This window comes from Nevskia soli, assembly GCF_903970205.1.
Lineage (GTDB): Bacteria > Acidobacteriota > Terriglobia > Bryobacterales > Bryobacteraceae > Bog-113.
This window is the reverse complement of the sequence record NZ_CAJCHS010000185.1, coordinates 1-21839: the sequence shown is the minus strand read 5'-3', so window position 1 is coordinate 21839 and position 21839 is coordinate 1. Positions and strand designations below refer to the sequence as shown.

Annotated in this window: 14 protein-coding genes; 10 read left to right on the top strand and 4 right to left on the bottom strand. The window is 56.8% G+C overall.

Annotation, left to right across the window (positions count from 1 at the left end; translation table 11 throughout):
- Nucleotides 1-179: 179 nt before the first annotated feature.
- From H1Y01_RS08370 to H1Y01_RS08360, 3 genes are read left to right on the top strand one after another with little or no spacing between them, the layout of a single operon-like run.
- Nucleotides 180-3695, top strand: a complete 3516-nt coding sequence (locus H1Y01_RS08370; RefSeq protein ID WP_180539985.1) for a TonB-dependent receptor — start codon at nucleotides 180-182, stop codon at nucleotides 3693-3695.
- A gap of 36 nt (nucleotides 3696-3731) precedes the next feature.
- The gene (locus H1Y01_RS08365; protein WP_180539984.1) at nucleotides 3732-4199 is read left to right on the top strand and encodes a hypothetical protein; all 468 of its coding nucleotides are present in this window, start codon (nucleotides 3732-3734) and stop codon (nucleotides 4197-4199) included.
- Between the two features lie 4 nt (nucleotides 4200-4203).
- A complete protein-coding gene (locus H1Y01_RS08360) occupies nucleotides 4204-5403 on the top strand; it encodes a PepSY-associated TM helix domain-containing protein (protein ID WP_180539983.1) in 1200 nt (399 codons plus the stop codon).
- Here the strand turns inward: H1Y01_RS08360 and H1Y01_RS08355 are convergent.
- Nucleotides 5338-5970, bottom strand: coding sequence for a S8 family serine peptidase (locus H1Y01_RS08355; RefSeq protein ID WP_180539982.1), 633 nt, complete (start codon nucleotides 5968-5970; stop codon nucleotides 5338-5340). The two genes, H1Y01_RS08360 and H1Y01_RS08355, sit on opposite strands and share 66 nt — an antisense overlap.
- Nucleotides 5971-6017: 47 nt before the next feature.
- On the opposite strand from H1Y01_RS08355, the gene H1Y01_RS08350 reads away from it, so the two are divergent.
- A complete protein-coding gene (locus H1Y01_RS08350) occupies nucleotides 6018-7727 on the top strand; it encodes an amidohydrolase (RefSeq protein WP_180539981.1) in 1710 nt (569 codons plus the stop codon).
- Nucleotides 7728-7729: 2 nt separating this feature from the next.
- Here H1Y01_RS08350 and H1Y01_RS08345 read toward each other — a convergent pair whose 3' ends face one another.
- Entirely contained in the window at nucleotides 7730-8797 is a 1068-nt protein-coding gene (locus H1Y01_RS08345; RefSeq protein ID WP_180539980.1) for a hypothetical protein, read from the bottom strand.
- Between the two features lie 28 nt (nucleotides 8798-8825).
- Entirely contained in the window at nucleotides 8826-10808 is a 1983-nt protein-coding gene (locus tag H1Y01_RS08340) for a primary-amine oxidase (protein WP_219341388.1), read from the bottom strand.
- Between the two features lie 184 nt (nucleotides 10809-10992).
- Here H1Y01_RS08340 and H1Y01_RS08335 point away from each other — a divergent pair, with 184 nt between their 5' ends.
- From H1Y01_RS08335 to gabT, 6 genes are all read left to right on the top strand, one after another.
- Entirely contained in the window at nucleotides 10993-12411 is a 1419-nt protein-coding gene (locus tag H1Y01_RS08335; RefSeq protein WP_437179955.1) for an APC family permease, read from the top strand.
- A 125-nt stretch (nucleotides 12412-12536) separates the two neighbouring features.
- A complete protein-coding gene (locus H1Y01_RS08330; protein ID WP_180539978.1) occupies nucleotides 12537-13835 on the top strand; it encodes an aspartate aminotransferase family protein in 1299 nt (432 codons plus the stop codon).
- Between the two features lie 10 nt (nucleotides 13836-13845).
- Nucleotides 13846-15273, top strand: a complete 1428-nt coding sequence (locus H1Y01_RS08325; RefSeq protein WP_180539977.1) for an APC family permease — start codon at nucleotides 13846-13848, stop codon at nucleotides 15271-15273.
- A 4-nt stretch (nucleotides 15274-15277) separates the two neighbouring features.
- A complete protein-coding gene (locus H1Y01_RS08320) occupies nucleotides 15278-16642 on the top strand; it encodes an NAD-dependent succinate-semialdehyde dehydrogenase (RefSeq protein ID WP_180539976.1) in 1365 nt (454 codons plus the stop codon).
- A 1-nt stretch (nucleotide 16643) separates the two neighbouring features.
- Entirely contained in the window at nucleotides 16644-18101 is a 1458-nt protein-coding gene (locus H1Y01_RS08315) for an aldehyde dehydrogenase family protein (protein WP_219341387.1), read from the top strand.
- Nucleotides 18101-19474, top strand: a complete 1374-nt coding sequence (gene gabT, locus H1Y01_RS08310; RefSeq protein WP_180539975.1) for a 4-aminobutyrate--2-oxoglutarate transaminase — start codon at nucleotides 18101-18103, stop codon at nucleotides 19472-19474. The genes H1Y01_RS08315 and gabT overlap by 1 nt, the downstream gene beginning before the upstream one ends.
- A gap of 4 nt (nucleotides 19475-19478) precedes the next feature.
- Here the strand turns inward: gabT and H1Y01_RS08305 are convergent, their stop codons facing one another.
- Complete coding sequence (locus H1Y01_RS08305) at nucleotides 19479-21437, bottom strand: NAD(P)-binding protein (RefSeq protein WP_180539974.1); 1959 nt, start codon at nucleotides 21435-21437, stop codon at nucleotides 19479-19481.
- Nucleotides 21438-21839: the final 402 nt, after the last annotated feature.

Sequence of the window (21839 nt, the reverse complement as noted above, 5' to 3'; positions counted from 1 at the left end):
TTGCGCGACGGAAGGTTCAAACCGCACGATGAAGTTCGCTGGAGCTCTCCGACGAGCGGCCGTATAAACCCGGCATAAGGTCCACGAAAACCCAGATCTACGTTGCTCTAAGTCTTTTCGCTTTGCGGCTTCGGGTTAGGAGAACCGCGACCGCTCGAAATCCAAAAGGAGAGAATCTGATGCCCTCCGCAGGTTGGCCGATGTACCCGATTTTCCTCGACTCGCCCGGTCGACGCTGGTCGAAGCTGATTCGTCCGGCGCTGCTAATGGTCGCGCTATTAGGCTTGTGCCGAACAGCCGCGGCACAGTCCACTTTCGGTACCGTACTCGGCAACGTGAAGGATCCGTCGGGCAGCTTGATCGCCATGGCGAAAGTGGGCTTGGTAAACACAGGGACGAACGCCGGACACTGGGCAACCACTGATCCGAATGGAGCCTATGAGTTCGTCAATGTTGAAATCGGAAATTACCGGCTTAGCGTTGAGGCGCCCGGGTTTCAAAAGACGGAATATGAGGCGTTTGATGTGGCCGCCCGGGACACCGTCCGTATCGACGTGGGTTTGAAAGTTGCTTCCCAGGCGACTTCCGTCACTGTGGAGGCCGTCTCAGTAGTCCAGACCGACGCTTCTAACGTGTCCGAGACTAAAGGAAGCCTGGAGTTAAACGACTTACCGGTAGCCATCGGTACACGTTCCGCCGGGTCGACAAGCGCCTTCTCCACCCTAACTGCGCAGCCCGGCGTGCAGATAGACAACGACAATAACATTGAAGTGGCGGGCGCGGGACCTTCGCAACTCTCAGTTACTATCGACGGGATTAGCTCCGTGGGACCAGGGACCTTGGGCGCGTTGGCCGAACTTTTCCCGTCCTTCAACGCGATCGAAGAAATCAAGATCAGCGAGGTCTTGAATCCTGCCGAATTCGGGGGAGTGGCGGATATAACGACGATTTCAAAGTCCGGCACGAATGAGTTTCATGGCGGCTTGTTCGAGAACGTTCAGAACACGGATTTCAACGCCAGCGATACCTTCAGCCACCTGCAGACACCGGTGAAATTGAACAATTTCGGGGTCTTTCTCGGCGGACCGGTAATCTTCCCAAAACTCTACAACGGCCGCAACAAAACATTTTTCTTCGGAAGCTTTGAAGTCCTTCGATTGCCGAAATCGGAGACTGCGGTCCTGAGCGTTCCCACCGCGGCCATGCGCAATGGCGACCTCTCCGCATATCTTGATCCTAGCTTGGGCGGTTCCGCCAACCAATTGAGTATATATCCGAACAATATGATTCCGGCCAGCCAGTTGAATCCTTATTCGCAGAAACTGCTGGACTTTCTGTATCCATTGCCTAACTTCGGCCCGGCGGGCGCGATATCGAACAACTACCTGGCAACCTATGCCATTCCGATCAACAGCGCTCAGGAAGACATTCGCATCGATCAGAACCTCGGTCCTAACCATATGATCTTCGTCCGGTACACCTATAAGAACCGGCGGATCACGACCGCGCAAGGAGATGGTTTCGGCGACACCAGCACGCCGCTTCTCGGAGGAGTCTCCAGGCCGGAGATCTATCATTCCCTGGCAACTTCGTATAACTGGGTGATCTCGCCGAACCTGGTGAACGAGTTACGCGGGGGCTTCAGCGTGGTTTCCCGCAACGTAACGGACGGCGTGACCTCGCAGCAGGCGGCGAGCGCACTAGGGCTGACCAGCGGTCCGGGAGCCTTGCCGGGGGCCCTCCCGGCGGGCGACGACGCGCCTGCGATCTTCATCACGGGTTTCATGGGATACCAGGCCTCGTCCAACGACCTGAATCCGCATGAAGGTACCTATCAAGCTGTCGATAGCTTGACCTGGACAAAGCAGAAACATACATTTAAATTCGGTTTTGACTGGCGCTATCTCAGCAGCCTCAATACCCAGGTATTTAACAATTACACCATGGGTAATTACACTTTCGATGGATCGGTGCTTAGCGGATACCTCGGCAATGGCGCGGCCACGCCAATTGCTTCATTCCTGCTCGGCTACCCGGATCTTACCGCCATCGCCGACGTGATTAACCCAAATACGGATGCCTATTCGAGCTCCTATTCGGCCTTCGCGCAAGACGACTATAAAGTTTCCCAGTCGCTCACCCTCAACTATGGCTTGCGTTGGGAGTATCATCCCGCGTTCAAGGATTGGAACGACAACGTTGTGAATTTCGACCCTTACTACAGCAGCACGATCGACGGCCAAGTCGTGAAAGGAGGCGTAATCCTTCCTAATCAGGCGGCGTTCGCAAATGTCAATCCCGGCTTCGTGCAGTCGATCGCTCCGATTCCCCTGATTACCGCGGCGGCGGCGGGTGTTTCGAGCCGGCTCCGGGACTCCTCGCTTAGGGATTTTGCACCGCGCATCGGCTTTGCCTGGCGGATCGGCGGCAGCAACAAAACGGTACTCCGCGGGGGCTACGGGAGGTTTATCGAGTCTTTGCTAAGCGGCACTGCGATCGACGGTTGGTCGGTTGGGTCCAGCGATGTTGGATTCTTCTCCAATTCCTTCGGAAACAGCGGCGCTCCGATTTATTCAATGCCCTACTCATTCCCGTCCGACATCGCCCAGCCGGGTACGCAATTCTTTGACTTGGCTGCGGAAATTCACTACAAGGATCCGATTGTCGAGGAATGGAACCTTACCTTGGAACGTGACTTAGGAAAAGGCGTGGGAGTGCGCGCATCCTACGACGGCAATCACGGCTACAACCTGCCGACGATCACCAACGCCAATCAACCTCCAGTCAATAGCGCGGGCTTTAACGATCCGTCGACGCAGGCGGCCATTCCGTTCCCTATCCTGGCTTATATCGCTACGTCAAATAATCTCGGTTTCTCCAACTACAATGCCGGAACGATATCCGTTCATAAGCGCTCTACTAACCTGCAGTTCGAGGTCAGTTACTCGTTCACGAAAGACCTGTCCAACGTCAATGGAGCGCCGATTGCGAGCGCCGCCGGGTATGCGAACGAGTTTGGAAATACCTTGAGCGATCCGTATCATCCGGGTCTGGATTACGGTAATGTGCCGTATGGCCGGCGCAACCGTGTTCTGGCGACGTTTTTATATGAGCTTCCGTTCGGGAAAGGCAGGACTTTCCTGAATAACAACGGCCTGGTAGATAAGGTTGTCGGAGGCTGGGAACTAAGCGGCGTGGCGCTATTCCAAAGCGGGCCGTTTCTGTCAGTAGCCGTACTTAGCGATCCGTCCGGCACGGGCTACAACTTATATGGCGCCTTGTCCGGCAATGGCGGGCGCGCAGACACGGTCGCGGGAGTAAGTCCTTACGCCGGCCAAACGATCAACCAGTGGATCAACCCCGCGGCCTTTGCCGATCCTTGCGCGACCGCCTGCCAGACACTTGCTAACGGCGTTACCACTGCTATCGGCCGGTTCGGCGACGCGACGTCGGGGGATGTCGTCGGCCCTGGTACGCAGGCCGTTTCTCTCTCGCTGCTGAAGCGGGTTTCATTCACCGAACGCGTTCGAGCAGTGATTGGAATGCAGGTGTCCAATGCTTTCAATCACCCAAACTATGCTCCTCCAAGCAACCTGACCGTGGGAGTTCCGGCATTCGGGCAGATTACAGCGATGCAGAGTGCGGAAGGCTCCGGGCCGCGGCAAATCCAGTTGACCGGACGCGTTACTTTCTAGCGGCGCCGTTCTGGTAGTAGACTCGAATATGACTGGATGAAACGAGCTCTGGTATGTGCAGCCTTCATCGTGATCCAGGCAGCGATACTCCCCGTGTGGGGAGCCGAACCGCTGCTGGGGACGTGGCATCTCGACCGCCAGGAGATCGACGGCAAAGATACCAATCCCGAGCCGCTCACCTTGAAAGTATCGCAGTCGGGCGATAAGCTGGTGTTTGCGTTCTCGGTGCCGGTCAACAACGTCTACTTCGTCGCGATGACTTATACGCTCAAGTTAGACGGGCTCGAAGCGGACGTAAAAAACGGCCAAGGAGATAAGGTCGGCACTATCCAGATGACGCCCGGAGGTCCGCTACAGTACAAGCTGGTTTTGAAGTCGCCGCACCGGCCCGACAGTTCCGGCAAACTCACGGTTTCGCCCGATGGCAAGAAGCTGATCAGTGAAGCGGAAACGCTGCATGGCGGGCAATCCATACGTTCCAGGCAGTTCTTCTCACGCCAGTAACCGAGTGAGCTTTCTCCAGCGTTACTTACAGCGGCCCCAGCAGCTTGCCGTGCGCCGCATTAACTTTCAGATACACCTTTGGGCCGGGATCATCCTGACACTCTATCTTATTGCGATCGGAGTCAGCGGATCTATCCTGGTATTCCGTCACGAGTTAGAGCGGGTTTCTGGTTTGAAACCCTGGCAGGAAATGCGAACCAACGGGCCGCTTGCCGATGTCGCGAACGTTGTCGCGAACCTGGAAGCCGCATATCCCGGCAGCCATGTCGTTTCAGTCGACTTACCGGGAGAAATCGATGCTACTTTCGTTTCCGTTCTTGAAGGACGCGGGCGAATCAAAGTCGCATCGGATCCAAATGACGGAAGAGTTCTTGGCGAATTCCCAAGGCAAGCGACTTGGCTGGATGTCGTTCAGGATCTTCACGAGACCTTGTTGGCAGGCCGCGTAGGCCGCAAGTTAAACGGCGTCGGGGCCATCTTCCTGCTGCTGCTGAACGTTACCGGAATCGTGATCTGGTGGCCGGGCCTACGTAATTGGAAGCGAGCGTTGAAGGTAGATTTTCGTAGAAGCTGGAGGCGGGTTAACTTCGATCTGCACAGCGCCGCGGGATTCTGGACCATTCTGATCGTCTCCTTTTGGGCTTTGAGCGGTATCTACTTCGCATGGCCGCGGCAGTTCTTTCTAGCGGTGAACTCGGTTTCGCCGATCATCAGCGCGCGTCCTCCGGCAATTCGGATCGCACGTGAGGTTGATGGCGAGGAACCTACACTTCGGTCGTTTGTTCAGCGAGCGTGCTCAATCGACCGGGGCGCCACGCTAGGTGGAGTGGCTTTCCCTTATGGTCCGCGAGCGCCTCTCGGCATTCTCATGCGTAGAGGCAACAGTGTCGGCCGCGAATATGTTGATACCGTTTACTTCAATCCGTACAGCGGCGCATATATTTCTACATGGCGCTACGGAGTGAACCAAACCCTTGGAGATTGGATCATCTGGGCGCAGGTTCCCTTGCATTTTGGAACTTACTGGGGATTGCCTATCAAGATCATTTGGGCAGTTACCGGGCTGGCCATTCCGCTGCTAGCCGTAACGGGACTGCTGATGTATTGGAACCGGGCTCTACGAAGACAATGGAAGCGTTTAAGCAAGTCGGCTGGATTTGTTACCAGCGTGACCAATCAGGTAGTCCCTGATTACAGACGGTGAGTTGCCTTTAAGCGCCGCGGCTACGAGACCTGTCATATTTGCCACGGCGAAGCTAGTTCCACGGAGATTGCGGTCAACGGGAACGCCGGGAATCGGGCGGGGATAAGGAGAAGCATAGAACACGCCTTCACGATAGTGAAAAGCATTGCGATCACATGCGGGATCGGAAGCTACGCCGATTACCCTGGGCAGGCTTCCGGGCAAAGCGCCGGCGGCGCTCACTAATACCAGATCGTCCCCCAGAACGGTCTGAAACCGGTCGCGGTGCGCTGGATTCTGTGTTCCCAGGCTTAGGTTCACGAGATCCATTCGATGCTCGCGGCACCAGTTCAGCGCCCGCAGAATCACGCCGATGTTCGCGCTTAGCTTACGGTCAAACACCTTGATGGCGTATAGCTCGGCGTCCGGCGCCTTCTCGCGAATAGCTCCCGCAACGGCCGTACCGTGCCCCAGCCGGTCTATTGCATCATCGTTTTCGCCGGAAAGGGAGATTCCAACCGAACCGGCGATGCGGCCCACGTGCGCATGGCCCGGATGGATACCGCTATCTATGATTGCAATTTTCATTCGCTTACGCTTACTGTAATGTTAGTAGAAGACGTCGAGGTGAATCAATGGATTGGTCGCGGCGCCATTTTCTTCAGGCGGCAGGCGCACTTACAGTAAGCCACGGCAGACTTTTGCGAGCTCAAAAGCAGGGCGAGGCTGCCGACCTGCTTCTGTTCAACGGCAAAGTTGTCACTGTAAATGACGCGTTCTCGATTCGCGAGGCAATCGCGATCCGGCAGGGTCGAATCCTGGCGGTAGGGGGAAATGAGCTGCGCAATCGCTATGCGGCTGCTCGGATGATCGACCTCGGCGGCCGCACGGTGCTTCCGGGATTTATGGATACGCATATTCATCTGGCCGGTCATTCCCAACGTTATGTGGATTTTCGCGAAACGAAATCTATCGCCGAACTCCAGCACCAGGTTCACGAGAAGGCTAAGGAACTCGGTCCCGGAGAATGGATCACGGGCGGCGACTGGAACGAATATCATTTTGCCGAGCAGCGGAAACCCGTGCGCTCGGATCTGGACGCCGCGGCGCCCAATAATCCCGTCGTACTTACACGCGCCGGCGGCCACAGCTCGGTCGGGAACAGTAAGGCATTAGAGTTGGCGGATATCAACAAAGCTACGCCTGATCCGGAGCGCGGAATTATCGAAAAGGATAGTAGCGGCGAACCTAACGGAGTCATTCGCGAGCGCTCCGATCTCTACACCCGCATGGTTCCCGCAGACCAACCGCAAGACGTGCGCGAGAGTCTGCTAAGTAACGTGCGCGAGCAGCTCAAACTTGGCATAACCAGCGTGATTGAGGCCGGCTCATTGGTTGAACCTAATGTCGCCGGCTCCTACGCGGAGTGGGAACTGCTCTACCGTAACCACGGCGAGGAGCTACCGCGCGCATCGATACAAGTAAATTACCCCTCGCCCGCTGGAGAAGCCAAAAAAGGCGCCGCGCTACTCAAGGAATTCGGGAAAAAAACCGGCGATGGAAACGAGCGGCTGCGCGTCGGATCGATCGGCGAGATGTTCGCCGACGGAGGATTCACCGGTCCGACGGCTTGGTCGCTGGTAGACTACAAAGGTCAACCGGGCTTCCGCGGGCGCGCATTCTTCACCCCGGAGCAGATGCGTACCAACATAGAAGAGGGACACAAACTGGGCTGGCAATTCGGTATTCACGCGATTGGTGACGCGGCGATCGCCATGACCGTAGATGCGCTCGATACTGTGCTGCATGACTATCCGCGTAATGACCACCGTCACTATCTGTGCCACTTTACGGTTCTTCCGCCGGAGAGGACACTGAAAATGATGGCGGATGATAAGATCCTAATCGCGCAGCAGCCGAACTTTACCTACACGCTTGAGGGCCGCTACGTGGAGACGCTGGAGGGCGAGCGCCTGGCTAGGAATAACTCGATTGCCACGCCGGTGAAGCGCGGAATTTACATGGCGTTCGGGAGCGATAACCTCCCGATCGGACCTATGATCGGGTTATACGCCGCGGTAACTCGGAAAGGTGAAAGCGGCGTGGTTTACGGTCCGGGCGAAGCGGTGAGCATGAGAGACGCGATCACGATGTACACCCGTATCGGAGCTTTCCTGACGCGGGAGGAGAAGATCAAGGGCACGCTCGAGACCGGAAAGCTGGCCGATATGATAGTGCTGCCGGAAGATCCACTCAACATACCGGCAGAGAAGCTTAAGAGTTTGAAGGTCGATATGACGATTGTCGGCGGCCGGATACTCTACGATCGGTCAGAACAGAGTTAAGACTAAGGAAGAACGGCAATCCCCCCATAAGTGATGTCGTTCTGAAGGTCCCACGTCTTATCCAGCTTGAGCGTGGCTGTGTCGTAGACCTCGATTTCAAAACCCGCCCCGTAAATATAGAGCTTCTCGCCGTTGCTGGACATCCCGAAACTAAAGCGCGTCCGGCAGGAGACCTCGGCCTTTTGGGTCAACCGATCGCTCGTCAAATCGAACTTCCAGAATTCGCAGCGCTTATTTCCACCGGCTCCGTTCGCGACGACGGTGTACGCAAACTTCTTGTCGGGCGTAACCTGAAGGCCGGCCATGCCGGCCGGTGCAGGGCCGATCGGGTTATAAGTCACTTGCCTCGTCGTCAAATCCAGGCGAGCCAGCCCGAACACCCGATTGTGGACAATCGGATCGGACGACGTGAAGAGTGAAGTATGTAAGCCGGGTTGTGAGATCAGATCCAGGTCGCCTCCGAGATGGACATTTCCCATGGCGCCGAAATCCGGCTCCGCTAGGTCGAGTTGGTCGACTACCTTGAAATCGGCGGTCTGAAGGATCGTGATCTTAGGACCGAACTGATATAGATACTTGCCATCGGGCGAAACCTCGAACGAAAGCCGGTTCGTCCGTTCGTCCTCAGCAGACATATCCGCCGTCTTAACGATCTTCTTTTGTTCGAGATCGATCACGGTGTACTTAGCTTTGGCGACTTCGAAGTGTTCGGGAAGTCGGTCGATCTCGCGGGTGACTGTATAGAAGAACTTGCCTTCCGGGTCCACGGCGCCACCGCGGAACCGATACTGCTTGGTTGGAGAGTTCAAATAGAAATGGTTGATCACCTTGCGCGTCGCGACGTCAATCACTTCAATGCCGTTGTGATCGATGGTGGTCACGTAAATCTTCTTGTGATCCGGGGCCAACCGCATAGACATCGGTGTCCCGGTTTCTAAAGGGATGCGGTCCACGATCTGGCCCTTAGCCTCATCGAATACCAGAACGGAAGCCGGGTAGGCGGGAAGGTAGAGTGTGCCCGCGCCGGCGGCGGTCGCGAACCACGCCAGCAGCGTAAGTAGTCGTTTCATAGGGTAGTCAACGGATTAGTTAACAAGCTTAGTGGCAGCAATTCGATGCGGCCGCGGGCGGAGGCACATCCATCGCCGGATTGCGCTCAAAGAAGCCGTCCGGACGGAATTGGAAGCCAAGCATTGCTACCGGCATCACCGGCCAATCTTCGGGGCGCGGCACGTGGTTGTGTCCGAACACATACCACAACGCGATCTCCGTATCCTCAACGTTCCGATTCGCCTTAGTCCAAACCGGCAGACCATCTCCCGTCGGATGCTGGTTCGGATATTCCCCGGCCGCGAACCGCTCCCGGGGATGGTAGGGAGTTACCCAGAGTTGCTTGGATGTGAATCCCGCGCGGCGCATGATCGGAGCGTCCGGTTGTACTAGCGGCGGGCAGTTTTCTCCCGGAACTAATCGATACCCAACCGGGCGTCCCAGCCGATTCTTCTTACCCGGATTCACCACCCGCCAGAAACGCGCGGTAGCTGAATTTACATGCCGCTGCGCCTGTTTCTCCGTTGTCAGGAGCGTTTCTTCGGCCACGAAAGCATTGCCGTGGGGGTTCGTCGCGCCCGTCGGTACGCCAAGACTATTCACTTCGACCACGGAATTGTTGGGACCGTCCACGCTTGGTATCAGGCGGGCTGCAAAAATGTGCTGATGGAATGGTGCATTTAATCGCGGAGCTACTTCGGTACCGTAGAGTGAAGTTTCGCCGGGCGCCAGCGCAGTTGTGTTCATAATCCCCGTCAACTTAATCTCGCACTGAATGGATCCATCCTGATAGAAGTACCAATAGAATCCGTATTCGTAATTCCCTACGGTGGCGATAAAAGAAACCGACAAGCGGCGCGACCTGCGTACTTCCGATTGACCGGTGCGCCAGTCGGTGTGCTTCCATAGGATGCCGAAGTCCTCTTCATGCAGGCACACAGCGTTTTTCAGCGGTGTCACTTCGCCGTGGCTGTCCACCAGCGGAAAATCGAAGTAATGAATGAAGCCGAGACAATCGCAGCCTAGAGCGAGAGAGTTCGCCAGCATGCCCAAGCCGTATTCGCCAATATCAAACGCATTCTTGCGGTAATACTGCTCGCCCGGATCGCCGTAGGGAACGACCATCTCGCATATCGACGCACGGTACAAAATGGACCGCTCAACCGCGCCGTCCTTATAAGTGATGGTGTGCAGCACCAACCCTTCTCTAGAAGTGAATCCGACGCGAAACTTCCACTTCTGCCACTCTACCTGGTTACCTTCGACCTTGAAACTGGGGCCCTCCGGCTGCACAATCTCGACGGGCTTGAGATCGTTCCGCATGTTAGGAATGTATTCGCGGGCCCAATTACCGGGCTCCGGAGGCAGCGGCACGATCGGGTACTCCTCAATGCGCACCACATCCATCTTGTATAGATCGATCACAATCACCATGCTGTCGACAGGTCGCGCGTAGCCGTTGTCTTTGGGTTCGGACCTTACAAAGCACAGCGCCCGCATTCTTCGTAGACCCTGATCTTCCGTCAACTCGGTGCCGTACAGCCCCGCCGACCAAGGTTCCACCATTACCAGATCGGCGTCCGTTACTCCGCGCTTTTGCAGCGCTGCCTGGAAAAGCGGCGATCGATGGACCGCCTGCTCCACCTCACTGAACTCATCAAGCATGATTGACGGCTGCACGTCGCTTGGAAGCGGCGTGACCGACGGCACAGACCTGCCGATCAGATCAACGATCGCCTCGCTCGAGGCGCGCCGGGCCCGATCGAGGAGTACAGCCAGCGCTTTCCGTTCGAAGGGCGCGCCGGGTTGGTATTCTTCGACCGAGGCTTTCGAGGGTTCAACCAGGTTAATCGAGACAATCCGGACACTCTTGCCAAGGTATCCTTCACGAGCCAGTATGCGCACCGCATCCTTCAACTCAATCGCAGTTAATGGATCGAGCGGATGCGTGGAACCTATGTGCGGAGCCGCCGCGCGCTCCTCTATCTCGCGCTGCACTTCCGATTGAATGGGCACGTCTTGAATAGGCACGTCGCCGACCCTCCTCTTGAGGTGGTTCGTAAAAGTGAGTGGTTTGATCTACCCAGCAACTGAGCTGAAAATCGGCAGGGACCTGGCCGAAGCGAACTAAAGCCGAAGGCCAAAAAATCAGCCGCCAGAGCGTTTAATCTGATGTTAGTATAAACGGATGGAACTGGGCAATACTTCGGTTAGGTTGGTAAACCAAGCCGCCCCGTCCGCGCCAGAGTTTCCAATTCCCGTCTCTTATGGGCTAAAAACCGGTTCACTGACCCCGAGTGAGACTTTAGCTCAATCAGTAGCTCTTATTGCTCCCACCGGCGCTCCGGTGATGACCATTCCGCTGGTTTTCGGGCTGGCCGGACAGGGGGCTGCAATCGCTTTTGTGATTTCGACGATCGGCGTTCTGCTGGTGGCGCTCAACGTGAACCAGTTTGCGAGGGTTTCATCGTCGCCCGGCTCTCTTTACACCTATATCGCCGATCATATGCACCCGAGGTGGGGCGTTCTGGCCGGCTGGGCTCTCCTGATCGCCTATGTGGGCACGGCCGCGGCGGTCAGCGCCGGCGTCGCCAATTATGCTAACGCGATGCTTCGCGATCTCTTCGGCGTGCAAGCTTTTCCGGTCCTCTTGGCCGCTTTGGTCACGGTATTCGCGTGCTACCTTGCCTATCGCGACGTCCAAGTCTCGGCGCGCCTTATGCTCTGGCTGGAAGGAGCTTCGGTCGCGCTGATATCTGTGATTGCCTGCCTAATCATCGTCAAACACGGCTGGCGCCTTGATATGGGGCAACTCACGTTGCAAGGTGTAACTCCGCAGCGCCTTCGGCTTGGACTGGTGCTTGCGATTTTCAGTTCCGTGGGCTTCGAAAGCGCGACTTCGCTAGGCTCCGAGGCACGAGATCCGTTGATCAGCATCCCGCGCGCGGTTAAGTGGAGCGCGATACTGGCGGGTGTATTCTTCTTCCTTTGCACTTATGCGGAAGTATTGGGCTTTCGAGGTGATCCAGTGACTCTCGACAAGAGTTTAGCGCCTTTGCACGTGCTCGCACAGAAGGCGGGACTTCCGACGTGGGTGGGGACGCTCACCGACTTAGGCGCCGTGCTGAGCTTTTTCTCGTGCTTCCTGGCTTGTATCACCGCCGCTGCGCGCCTGCTGTTCCTGATGGGCGTCAATGGCGCCTTACACTCTACACTGGGCGAGGCGCATGCCGAAAATCAAACCCCGCATCGCGCGGTACTGCTGAGTTCCGCAGCTGCTTTTGTTCCGGCAGCCGTCATGACATTGCGAGGCGTCAACTTGTTCGATATCTATGGACTTATTGGAACCGTCGCGACCTTTGGCTTTGTTACCGCGTATATTATGGTCTCGGCCGCCGCTCCGCTTTACTTGCGTTCGCTCGGCCGCCTGACTCCGCAGGCGATCGGCATATCCGCTTTGGCTATTCTCGCGATGGGAGTGGCACTGCTGGGCAGCCTTTATCCCGCCCCCGCCGGACCGTACTTGTACCTGCCCTATATCTATGCGGGGGCGCTGCTCGGCGGGTTCGCCTGGTCTACGATTTGGATCGCGCGATCGCCTGCGCTGGCGCCGGAACTCCCGGTCGTGCTCTAAATATACTTATCAACGCTTTCGGATTCTACAAAGGAAATCAGGTCATGTACGCAGCACTCAAAAACGAGCTAGAAACCTACGAAAAGCGTACGCCTAAGTCACGCGATGCACACGCGCGCGCAAGCGTGCGAGTACCGATCGGCGTAGGCAGCAACTACCGCTTCTATCCGCCCTATCCGTTGTTTGTCCAGGACGCAAAGGGCAGCCGGATTCACGACTTGGATGGAAATGAGTATGTCGATCACAATCTTTGCTACGGAGCCCTTTTCGCCGGTCACTGTCACCCCGCCGTTGTGAAGGCGGTCGAGAAGCGTCTGCAAATCGGAACGCTCTTCGGTATGCCTCACGGCCTCGAACTGGAGTTAGCCGAGATCATCTGCCAGCGTTTTCCGGTCGAGATGGTTCGGTTCGGCAATAGCGGCTCGGAAGTAACGATGCACGCGCTGCGCCTCGCGCGCGCTGTAACGGGGCGTTCCAAGATCATCAAGATGGAAGGCGGCTATCACGGCGGACATGACGCGGTGTCGGTAAGCGTCAAGCCGAAAGAAGGACAATTTGGCGATCCCGACCATCCGACTCCGGTAGTATCGAGCGCCGGAGTACTCCGCGGCACGAGTGACGCCACCCTGGTTGCGCCCTTTAATAATCTGCCTGCCGTCGAGCGGCTTTTCGAAGAGAATCCCGGCGCGATTGCAGGCGTCATCGTGGAGCCGATCATGATGAACATCGCCTTCTGCATGCCTGACGAGGGTTATCTGCAAGGGTTGCATGACATCGCGCGGAAGCATGGCGCGTTGCTTATCCTCGACGAAATCAAAACAGGCGGAAAACTTGCCTATGGCGGCGCCTGTGAATACTTCAATCTAAAGCCCGATATCCTCTGCCTGGGTAAGTCCATTGGCGGCGGTCTTCCGCTAGCTGCATTCGCCGCGAGCCGCGAGGTTATGGACGTCATCGTTCAACAGAAAATGTTCCACGCCGGAACTTACAACACGAATCCAACCGTAATGGCAGCCGGCATCGCGACATTTAACGAAGTACTGACTCGTGAAGCTTTTGACTATGTGAGCGGCCTCAACCACAAGTTAGTCGGAGGCTACCAGAAGACCATCAAGAAGGCCGGTTTGATCGCATACGCGGATGGAGCCGGCGCAAATGGAGCTTTGATGTTCTATCCGCACCGCGTGCGGAATTACCGCGACTGGTATCACGTGGATGAAGATCTATGGACGCACTATTGGTTTGCCATGACGAACCGCGGCATCCTATCGCAACCGTATTGGTGGGATGAGCAATGGACCATCTCGGTCCAGCATACCGCGCAGGATATTGACGAACACCTCCAAGTCTTCGCGGAAATCGCTCCAGCATTGGCAGCCTCTCAAGAGGAGCGTATGGCGGTGGGCTCGCACTCACTTTCGTAAGCGTAAGACCATGGCGACGACCACGGCAGGCGACTTATCCGTTCCGCATCTGAAGCGAGCGCTGGGCGTATGGGATCTGACGTGGCTCTCCGTGGTCGCAATCGCGAATCTGAACATAGTTCCAGTCATCGCGGCTGGCGGGCCTACTGTGATGTGGCTCTGGCTCGTTGCGATCTTATTTTTCTTCCTGCCTCAGGGCATCGGCGTTATCGAGCTGTCGCGTCAGTTTCCCGAAGAGGGCGGTGTTTATGCGTGGACCAAGCATATGTACGGCGACCTTCACGGGTTCCTATGCGGCTGGTGTTACTGGACCGCGAATATGTTCTTCATCCCGTCGCTCTTATTTTACCTTCTAGGGTTGTTTGCGTACATCGGAGGTCCGGCGCTCGGCCGGTTGGCGGAGAACCCGCTGTTCTTTGGATCCGTTACCATCGGACTTCTCTGGCTAACCGCCTTTGCCAACATCCAGAATGTGGGCGTCGGTAAGTGGGTCAATAACATCGGCGGCCTGGGGACGTTAGCAGCGGCGGTGGTGCTGATTGTCCTCGGGGCCGTTTGCGTCGGGCGCTTCGGCGTAAGTCTGCCCGCGGCCGCATTCCGCTTGAACCGGTTGGACCTGAACGCATTTTCTACCTTTGGCGTGATTTGCTTCGGTTTAGTAGGGCTTGAACTCGGGTGTGTAATGGGCGACGAAATCGAGAATCCGCGCCGCAGTGTTCCCAGAGGCGTGTTCTACGGGGGAACTCTGTCCGCTTTGCAATATCTAGGCGCTACTCTAGCATTGCTACTCGCCGTGGCACAGTCGGACATGAAGGTGCTTCAAGGAGTATTGCAGGGCGTCGATAAGATGACGGACCGGTTGGGAACCAGTTGGATCCTGTTACCTCTTGCCCTCCTCGTCGCTATTTCCGTAATCGGCGCCACGTCGGCGTGGCTGAGCGGATCGGCACGCATTCTCTTTGTATCCGGTATTGACCGGTACCTACCTCAAGTATTCGGAAAGCTTCATCCCAGGCGTCAAACTCCTTATATAGCGCTCTGCGCAATCGCAACCTTGTCGTCCTGTCTCATCCTGATGAGCTTTGCGGGGAGTAGCACCGTTAAAGAAGCTTATGTCACGCTGATTGACTTGGCAGTCGTACTGCAGATGATTTCCTACTCCTACGTATACGCCTCGCTGTTTCGTGTCGCGTTCGGACCTCGGGGGGCATCGTCACCGCACAAATGGCGCATTCGCTTCGCCGCGGTAAGTGGGATGCTGACGACCGCGCTCGGATTGATTGTAGCCTTCATTCCCTCGCATCAAGTCGATTCTGTACTGCGCTTCGAGGTCAAGATGCTAGCCAGCTGCGTGGCCGTTCTAGGAGTGGCCGCCGGGCTATTCTGGTTTTACTCGAGCCGCCGTGCTGCTGTCCCGGCGCTTGCCGCTAAAGCTTAGTCCGATGCCCATCGCGTCCGTTAATCCGGCTACTGGAGAAACCTTTGCCTCGTTTCCTCCGCTCTCCGCGCGGGAACTTGAGGAGAAGCTTCATTTTGCGGAAGATGCCTTCAGAGTCCATAGGAAGACGTCCTTCGCGCGGCGGGCGGAGTGTCTCAATCGAGCCGCGCAGATCCTCGAAGCGGAAAGCGATCGTTTCGGGGCAATCATGACGGCCGAGATGGGCAAGACGTTCGTATCTGCAGTGGCGGAAGCCAAAAAGTGCGCGACCGGATGCCGCTACTATGCTGAGCACGGCGCAAGTCAATTAGCCGACGAAGTTATTGCGACCAATGCGGCGCGTAGCTTTATCCGCTATCAACCCTTAGGGGCTATTTTGGCTATTATGCCGTGGAACTTTCCGTTCTGGCAAGTATTCCGCTTTGCGGCGCCTGCACTCATGGCCGGCAATGTAGCGCTCTTAAAGCATGCGTCGAATGTGCCGCAATGCGCCCTCGCGATCGAAGACATACTTACGCGCGCAGGATTCCATTCGGGTGTATTTCAGACTCTACTGATCGAATCCGGCGCGGTAGGCGAACTTCTGGGCGATCGGCGAATCGCCGCCGCGACTTTGACAGGGAGTGAGTCGGCGGGACAAGCCGTGGCCAGCCGCGCCGGACACCACATCAAGAAGACGGTTCTGGAGTTAGGCGGCAGCGATCCATTTATCGTGCTTCCCTCGACTAATCTTAAAGCAGCCGTATTAGCCGCGGTGAACGCGCGCACCATCAATAACGGCCAATCCTGTATCGCCGCGAAACGCTTTATCGTGGCGCACTCCGTCTATGACGAGTTTGAAATGGAGTTCGTTCAGGCTATGGCTGCGCTGGTCGTCGGCGATCCAATGCGTCCAGATACACAAGTCGGCCCGCTTGCCACCGCCAGGATTCGCTCCGAGTTAGACGATCAGGTGAGTCGGGCCCGGAAAGACGGCGCTAAGTTACGTACCGGCGGAACCTGTATTCCAGGACCGGGCAACTATTATCGACCTACGGTTTTGGCGGATGTGCCGCGCAGTTCGCCTATCTTTTACGAGGAGTTCTTTGGCCCGGTAGCGATGCTTTTCAGAGCGCGTGATGCCGCCGAAGCTCTGGAGGTCGCCAATGATTCGCCGTTCGGGCTGGGTGCGAGCGTTTGGACTAACGATCCTGGCGAAATCGCGTTCTTCGTCGATGGTATCGAGGCCGGGCAGGTGTTCATTAACTGCCCCGTTGCGTCCGACCCGCGTTTACCTTTCGGCGGAATCAAGCGCTCTGGATACGGCCGCGAACTAAGCGCCGCCGGCATACGGGAATTTGTCAACATGAAAACGGTCTGGTGCCAATAGAATGTATCGCGTTCCGATGTATATCAACGGCGAGTTTGTAGAGAGCACTGGAAACAGTTGGTTCCCGGTGTTCGACCCTTCAACGGAAGATACGATTGCGGAAGTGCCTGACGGCAATGCCACGGATGTTGAGTTAGCCGTAAAGGCCGCGCGCCAAGCTTTCGACGGCGGCGATTGGCCGCAAGCAACCGCGCAGCATCGGGGACGTCTGCTCTTCAAACTGGCGGATTACATACGGCAGCAATCCGCTCAGCTGTCGGAATTGGAGTCGCGCAACAGTGGTAAGCCCATCACGGAAGCGGAGTTCGATGTTAGCGACACAGCCACCTGTTTCGAGTACTACGGTGGCATGGCAACCAAGGTTCTAGGCCATGTGAACCCGGTGCCGGACAACGCGCTCAGCTTGTCGCTACGCGAACCGGTGGGAGTTACCGGGCAGATTATTCCCTGGAATTATCCGCTTGCAATGGCAGCCTGGAAGTTAGCGCCGGCCCTAGCCGCGGGGTGCTGTTGCGTACTCAAGCCGGCCGAACAAACGCCGCTAACTATTCTCGAACTGGCCAAAAGCTTCGAAGAGATCGGTTTTCCAAAAGGCGTCATCAACATAGTCACTGGATTTGGCGAAACAGCGGGCGCGCCCCTGGTAGCTCACCCCGATGTCGACAAAGTTGCCTTCACCGGCAGCGCCGCTGTCGGCAAACTCATTCTTAGGAGCGCCGCGGAGTCAATTAAACGCGTCACGTTGGAACTTGGCGGAAAGTCACCGAATATCTTCTTCGCGGATTCGGACTTCGAGGCGGCCGTAGACGGCGCCCTCTTCGGCATCTTCATCAATCAAGGTGAAGTCTGCTCGGCCGGTAGCCGGATTCTGGTGGAGCGCTCGATTTACAGTAAGTTCGTTGAAGCGATGGCCGCGAAGGCGAAGACGATCAAACTCGGGCCCCCGCTCGACCGTGAAACAAAGATGGGTCCATTGGTCAGCCGAGAACAGTATGATCGCGTTCGCAGTTATCAGGAGATTGGCAAGGGCGAGGCAAAGCTAGTGGCGGGTGGAGGCCGGTTTGAATCCGCGGCGAAGGGCTTCTACGTGGAGCCGACTATCTTCGCGGATGTCGACAACCGTGCGCAAATCGCGCGCGAGGAAATCTTCGGCCCGGTGGCCGCCGTAATCCCGTTCGATGGCGAGAGCGAAGCCATTCGGATCGCGAACGATACGCCTTATGGACTGGCCGCCGCGGTATGGTCGCGCGATATCTTCCGCGCGCTGCGCGTGGTCAAAGCGGTACGCGCCGGTGTGGTGTGGGTGAACCATATGCAGCCCACTTATGTCGAGGCTCCCTGGGGCGGATACAAGCAATCGGGCTTCGGCCGCGAGTTAGGGCCGTGGGGCATTGAAGAATATCTGGAAACCAAACAGGTGCACATCAACTTAAGTGAACAACCTATCGGGTGGTACTGATGAAATCCATTCGCCTGAAAACGAACATACCGGGTCCGCAATCAGTGGCGCTGTCGAAGCGTGAAGCCGCGGCGGTACCTCGGGGCGTAGCGCAGTTAACCTCTATCTACGTTCAACGGACGGAAGGCGCTTGTATCGAAGATGTCGACGGCAATACTTTTTTGGACTTGGCCGGCGGGATCGGTTGTCTGAATGTTGGTCATCGGGACGCTCGGGTAACAGAAGCCCTGCACGCGCAGGTCGACCGGTTCCTTCACACCTGCTTCATGGTTACGCCGTACGAAAGCTACGTCTCGCTTGCCGAAAAACTGAACCGCCTGGCGCCGGGCGCTTCACCCAAAAAGACAATCCTGTTGAATACCGGCGCCGAGGCTGTCGAGAATGCCGTCAAGATTGCGCGCGCATACACCCGGCGTCCGGCAGTCATTTGCTTTGAGGACGGATTTCACGGCCGCACACAGCTCGCGCTCTCGCTAACCAGCAAGACGCATCCGTATAAAGCAGGCTTCGAACCTTTCGTATCGGATATTTACCGGGTTCCCTATGCGTACTGTTATCGATGTTCGTATAACTTGACTTATCCGAGCTGCGGGGTGCATTGCGCTACTCGGCTCGAAGATACGTTCAAGCGCGTGGTGGCAGCGGAATCCGTCGCGGCTATCATCGCGGAGCCGGTCTTGGGGGAAGGTGGGTTTATCAACCCCCCGCCGGAGTGGCTGGGCATCATCCGGGACATCTGTGACCGGCACGGCATCGTGCTCATCGCCGATGAAGTACAAACCGGATTTGGCCGAACCGGAAGCTTCTTCGCCTGCGAACACTATGGAGTGGAGCCGGATCTGATCCTAAGTGCAAAAAGTCTTGGCGGGGGGCTTCCTATTGCCGCTGTTACAGGCAAAGCGCATCTCATGGACTACACCGCGCCGGGCGCGCTGGGCGGCACGTTCGGCGGCAATCCGTTGTCTTGCGAAGCTGCGCTCGCCGCGATCGCTTCCATTGAAGAGAATCAACTCAACGAACGGGCGATCCTGCTGGGTGACCAGTTTCGAAGACGGGCCAAAGAATGGCAGAAACAAACGGCCATCGTCGGAGATGTTCGGGGTATTGGCGCCATGCAAGCGTTGGAAATCGTTAAGGCCGGCAACTCCCGCCAGCCCGACGCTGAAGCGACTAAGCAGATCACGCGCTACTGCTATGAGAACGGAGTCATCCTTGTAACTGCCGGCACTTATAGTAATGTCATCCGCCTGTTGATGCCGCTGGTGATCACGAATGAACAGATGGACGAAGCTCTGGATGTGATCGAATCCGCACTTTCCTGTGTCCAGGGAACGCTGCCAGTGAAGATCGCAACCCCTGCGGCAATTGCGTAATCTCTTAAGTTCGACTTAGAAGTTCCGTAACCGCACGATGCGCCTGGTCGATCGCGCCGTCTGTATAGGCGTATGCGCCCGCATCGGAGTTCGCGATGGTGATGCGGCCAAACGGCTGGCGGGCCGCCACGCAAGGTTGTTCTCCGCCGTTCAGCCAAAACGCGTCCCAGAGTGAGTTGTACTCGTATGCGTAGCCATGCGGCCAGCGATTTACCGTGATCGCCGCGATGTCCCGGCCCGGATCGAACCCGCCGGCGCCCAGGGTCCTCGCCATCTGATCGCGAATTTTTCTCTCGAAGGTTTCAAACGTCGTGTTATATAAGTCGAGCCGTCCGGCACGGTGCTGATCCCGCGATGGCAGCCCGGGATGAGTCGGGACGCGCTGCATATGAACTACGATCGAATCTGACGGATCGCGGGAACACTTATAGCCGCCAAGACTCACAGGCATGTCAAGACTCATCTCGCTATGGAATGACCCAGGCGCGTAGATACTGCTGACGCCAAGCTTCTCGAACGACCGCCAGTTCTTGATGAGCACATTGGTGTAGACCAGCGGTACCTTGACTGCAAAAGAGAGAGCGGTCTTTTGCGTGGACGGCAGTTCGGTGCAGATATACGGAATCATCACGTGCCAGCAGGCGAGAACACAGTTCTTCGCGCGTACGCTTTGGAGTTGACCGCGACGGGTGTACGCGATACTAACGCTCCGCGCCGTGTTCGCATCGCCATCGTGAGCTACTCGAACCACGGTGCTGTTCAGTCGGATGCGAGTGTTGTTCTCCTTTCGATCGAGTGCGGCGAAACGCGTCCGCGCAAGGATGATATCCGTCGCGTTCTTGGCCGGCACCGCGTCTGGAAGCAATCGCTGCACCAGGAGGCGCGCTATTGACGAGTTGCCGTCAGGGAAATGGTAGAAGTATTCTTCGGCTTCCTCGCTACGAATGGTATCGCGATTCTGTCCCGGCCCGGGCGCCGCTTCTAGCTTCAGGCCTTTGAAGCCTGGGTATTCTAATCCCCACGCGTCCTGCGCCGATACGGCATCGATGCCCAGACCGAACCATGAATAGGGCCTGGCTTGTAAGTACTTAACCACATCTGAATGACATCCCGCCACATCGGTTAGATACTTCGCATAGCTCATCCGCGCCAGGAGCGCTTTCTTGGCGCCGGAAGACAATCCGGGCATGTAGTCCTTCGGCTCGGTGTAGAGACGGCGCAGATCTTGCTTTGCTTGATCCGCTAACGGGGCCCGCGCCAAAAAGATAGCCCATCGCTCCTCCGTGGTAGGTTTCTTGGCCGATTCGTCGTAGGAGTCAGGAGAGGGTTCCGTCACTAATACATCGCCGCCAAACGTCTCCTTGTCAAAGAAGACCGCCGGACTTAGTCCCATCGACGGATAAAGATTGCGATCGATCGCGCGCCGAAAGGAAGGAACATCGATACCCAACTCGTCGATTAATTCCCGGGCTACACTACTGTACGGCGATGGGCTCTCGATTGCGAAGGTTCCGCCGTAGCCCAGCAACATGCGGCCCGTCTGATGGAACTCATTACGCTTGGCGTGTCCGCCGAAATCATCATGATTCTCCAATATCAGGATGCGCGTACTTGGGCCCGTCGCTTTACGGTAGAAGTGCGCCGCGGCCAAACCACTGATTCCTCCGCCGACAATCACCAGGTCGTAACTCTCGCCTATGTCGGTAGGCGTTCCGGCAGTCTGCCAGAACCTATGATCGCGGATGGCGTGTGGCGTCGCATAAATATCGTCGTGGTCGCCGCGCATGCCGGTGAGCACGGGCGGGTAGTAGTCGGGCATCGACTCCGGCTCAAGGGATTCCGCAAGCGCCCGACGCAGGGAAGCGCCGGCAAAAAGCGCTCCGGTCGCGATTGCGGCGCCGTTGAGGAAATCGCGCCGCCTTATAGGCCGATGCATCCCTAAGTCACGGTCGCTGGAGGCCATATGTATGGCCGCTGAGTGTAGCACACTCGCGAAGTACAACTTTCAGTGTCCGCGCAAACTTTGAAAGGTTGCCGCCGGAACAATCGAGAGGACCGCTTCAGAAACCAGGACACCCGTGAGTTTGTTCCCGCCCTGTTCAAGCGCGCTCCGATCTTCGCGAGGTCTATTCCGCGGTTCAGGAGCGTGGCATGGCTCATGATTCATATCTTTCGCCGGACAAGAAATGGGTCTTGCCGGCCGCAGTCAAGCCAGAAACATAATGCCCATGAACCTGACGTCATCAGGATTCAGTATCCGAACATCGGCAGTTCCGACTCCGGCACGGTGAACTTAGAACGAGGGCCCCCTTTCAACCGATTTACTTCCTGTAGCACTTCCTCACTCTCCATTCAAACATCTTTG